Source organism: Dietzia sp. E1 (genome assembly GCF_014145015.1).
In the GTDB taxonomy this organism is placed as follows: domain Bacteria; phylum Actinomycetota; class Actinomycetes; order Mycobacteriales; family Mycobacteriaceae; genus Dietzia; species Dietzia cinnamea_A.
In genome coordinates this window covers 1-3,105 of record NZ_JAALDU010000299.1, presented here as the reverse complement: position 1 = coordinate 3,105, position 3,105 = coordinate 1, and the positions used below count along the sequence as shown (strand labels likewise).

General features: G+C 72.8%; 3 protein-coding genes and 1 pseudogene. 2 read left to right on the top strand and 2 right to left on the bottom strand.

Annotated features, from left to right (window positions below; genetic code table 11):
* Positions 1-1,370, bottom strand: a 1,370-nt coding sequence (locus G6030_RS10545) for a DEAD/DEAH box helicase (protein WP_241724302.1), incomplete at its 3' end; no start/stop codon positions are given.
* Between the two features lie 286 nt (positions 1,371-1,656).
* Between G6030_RS10545 and G6030_RS10540 the strand changes: the two genes are divergently transcribed.
* Positions 1,657-1,884 (top strand): DUF3107 domain-containing protein, encoded by a 228-nt coding sequence (locus G6030_RS10540; protein ID WP_007629751.1) that lies wholly within the window; start codon positions 1,657-1,659, stop codon positions 1,882-1,884.
* A gap of 66 nt (positions 1,885-1,950) precedes the next feature.
* On the opposite strand, the gene G6030_RS10535 is transcribed toward G6030_RS10540, so the two are convergent.
* On the bottom strand, positions 1,951-2,610 hold the full coding sequence (locus G6030_RS10535; protein ID WP_007629753.1) for a TetR/AcrR family transcriptional regulator: 660 nt from the start codon (positions 2,608-2,610) through the stop codon (positions 1,951-1,953).
* Positions 2,611-2,773: 163 nt separating this feature from the next.
* Between G6030_RS10535 and G6030_RS10530 the strand changes: the two are divergent.
* Positions 2,774-3,105 (top strand): annotated as a pseudogene (locus G6030_RS10530) (hypothetical protein); the annotation flags it as partial.

The window sequence follows — 3,105 nt, the reverse complement described above, 5'->3', positions numbered from 1 at the left end:
GTGCGCCGGCGCGCGGGGCGTGATCCGGAGCCCGACTCGCGGCCGGACCCGCGCGTGCCGCGGTCCTCGGTGCGGCGGCCGGACCCGGTGCCGGTGGGGGCACCGATCCGCCCTCCGGCGCTCTCGGGGATCCCGAGGTCGCTCCGCAGGTGGGCGGAGGTGGAGTAGGTCTCGGCGGGCTCGCCGAAGTCCAGCCCGAGGGCCTTGTCGATCAGTCCCCACCGGGGCAGGTCGTCCCAGTCGACGAGCGTGACCGCGACGCCGGTGCGCCCGGCGCGGCCGGTGCGGCCGATGCGGTGGACGTAGGTCTTCTCGTCCTCGGGGCACTGGTAGTTGATGACGTGGGTGACGTCGTCGACGTCGATGCCGCGGGCCGCGACGTCGGTGGCGACGAGGACGTCGACGTCACCCGAGCGGAACGCCTTGAGCGACTTCTCGCGCGCGCCCTGGCCGAGGTCGCCGTGGATCGCGCCCACGCGGAAGCCGCGCTCGGCGAGGTCGTCGGCGAGCTTCTGGGCGGTGCGCTTGGTGCGGCAGAAGATCATGGTGGCCCCGCGGCCCTCGGCCTGCAGGATGCGCGCCACGACCTCGGGCTTGTCGAGCGAGTGCGCCCGGTAGACGTGCTGGGTGGTGTTCTCGTGGGTCGCGCCGGAGTCGGCGGCCTCGGCGCGGATGTGCGTGGGCTTGGTGAGGAACGTGCGGGCCAGGGTGATGATCGGCCCCGGCATAGTGGCGGAGAAGAGCATGGTCTGCCGCTTCTCGGGCACCATGCGCAGCAGCTTCTCGATGTCCGGGAGGAAGCCCAGGTCGAGCATCTCGTCGGCCTCGTCCAGGACCAGGGCTTCGACCTTGCCGAGCACGAGCTTGGACTGGTTGGCCAGGTCGAGCAGGCGCCCGGGGGTGCCCACGACCACGTCGACGCCCTTCTCGAGGGCTTCGGTCTGCTGCTCGTACGGGGTGCCGCCGTAGATCGCGAGGACCTTGAGGGGGCGGGTGCCCGAGCCGGTGGACGCGGTGAGCCCGGTGGCGGCGATCTTGAGGTCCTGGGTGACCTGGAGGCACAGCTCTCGCGTGGGCACGATCACCAGCGCGCGGGGCGTGCCGTCGAGCTCACGGGTCGCCTCGCCGGTGGAGATGCGGTGCAGGAGCGGCACGCCGAACCCGTAGGTCTTGCCCATCCCGGTGCGGGCCTGACCGATGAGGTCCGAGCCGGCCAGGGCGAGCGGCAGGGTGAGTTCCTGGATGGCGAACGTGTGGGTGATCCCGCGCTCGGCGAGGGCGGTGACGATCTCGGGTCGGACGCCGAGCTCGGCGAAGCTGGGGGAGGAGTCGGAGGACGGGGCGTCGACGACCGCGGTCGTCGTGGCCATACCGTCTACGTCTTCTGTGGTGACATCTGTGGTGGACAGGGCGGTGCCTTTCTCGTCTCGCGCGCGGATGGTGTCGGGCCGTCGGAGTTCGGCCTCGCGAGCGGGGCGCGCGCACATTTCCACGGGACCCGCCGTACCCGACGCCGGTGCGGCCGAGCGCGGAGAGTGGTCCACGTGCGCCCATCCTATCCCGTGCCGCCGCCCCGGGCGGGGCTCGGGCTAGCCTGGGTCGCACGCATCACCGATGACGGCGTGACATGCGCCTACGACGAGAAGGGCAGGCACCGTGGAGGTCAAGATCGGCATCGCCGACAGCAACCGTGAGCTCGTGTTCAAGACCGGGATGGAGCCCGACGACGTGCACAAGCGCGTCGAGGCGGCCCTGACCGCGGACGCCAAGGCGATCCTCGAGCTCGAGGACGAGAAGGGCCGTCGCTACCTCGTGTCGACCGACCGGGTCGCGTATGTGGAGATCGGCGAGTCCGCCCGGCGACCGGTGGGCTTCCTGTCCTGACGCCGGCCGCCGCCCGTCCGTCGAGCGTGCGCGCTCTCGGGCGGACGGGCCGCGCGCGGCCCGGGGTCAGGCCTCGGGTGTGGGCCGGTCACCGCCGTGACGCGGGATCTTCGACAGGCCGCCCCAGCACAGGGTGACCGTGGTCGAGACCGCGTCCTCACGGGGGATCGGCCGACCGGCGTCGAGCCAGTGGCCGGCGCTGACCCGGCTGGCCCCGACCAGCCCGACGGCGAGCAGACGCGACCGGTGCACGTCGAGGCCGGAGTCCCCCCGCACCAGGTCGTGGACCGCGTCGATGCACCCCTCGGTGGCCCGGTCGAGTTCGCGGCGGACGTCCTCGTCCCCGGACTCCGAGTAGAAGACCAGTCGGAAGCCCCGGGTGTCGTTGTCGGCGTAGGCGAAGAACGTGTCGACGGCGGCCTCGACGCGGCGGCGGTTGTCGGAGGTCGAGTCGAGCGCGGCCCGGATCCGGCCGAGCAGCGCGTCCACGTGGTGGCGCAGGACCTCGATGTACAGGTCCCGCTTGGAGTCGAAGTGCTGGTACAGCACAGGTTTGGACACCCCGGCGAGGACGGCGATGTCGTCCATCCCGGAGGCGTGGAAGCCCTGCTCGACGAACACCGTGCCGGCGGCGTCGATGAGCTGGCTTCGCCGCGCGCCGCGGGGGAGCCGGGCCGCTCGGGCGCGGCCCTGGGCGGCCGGGACCGGTCGGTCCGGGCTCGTCATCTGGTGGCTCCTTCTCCGCCCGGGCGAGAGTCGACAGCCGACCGGGCCAGACGGACAATACCTGCACCTGTGGAGTGCGGCGGGACGCGCCTCACCCGGTATGTGGGATCGTGGAGACCGTGATCGGCAGCGGCCGATCGTCAGCGGACGTGGAGGTGTACGGATGAGCGACGGCCGTCGTCGGACGCCGGCCGGTGCGGAACCCGGTGCGCGTCAGCGGGCACCGTACTACCCGCCGCACGGTGAGCCGCTGCGCGCGCCGTGGGACCCGGAGGAGTCGACCCCGGGTCGCCGCCGGTCGGTGCCCGGGTCCCGGGACCACCTGCGCAAGCAGACGCCGGTCGGGCGGTTCTTCGCCACGTGGGGCTGGCGCGCGTACGCGATCCCGGTGCTCGTGGTGCTCACCGCGCTCGTCATCGCCGACGCCGTCGTCTCGCCGGACGCGCAGCCGGACGAGGGGGCCGTGCGGGCGCAGGAGACGCCGGCGATCGTCGG

Excerpts from the sequence above, each read along its gene's own strand:
- G6030_RS10535 (WP_007629753.1), bottom strand. The coding sequence starts at position 2,610 with ATGACGAGCCCGGACCGACCGGTCCCGGCCGCCCAGGGCCGCGCCCGA.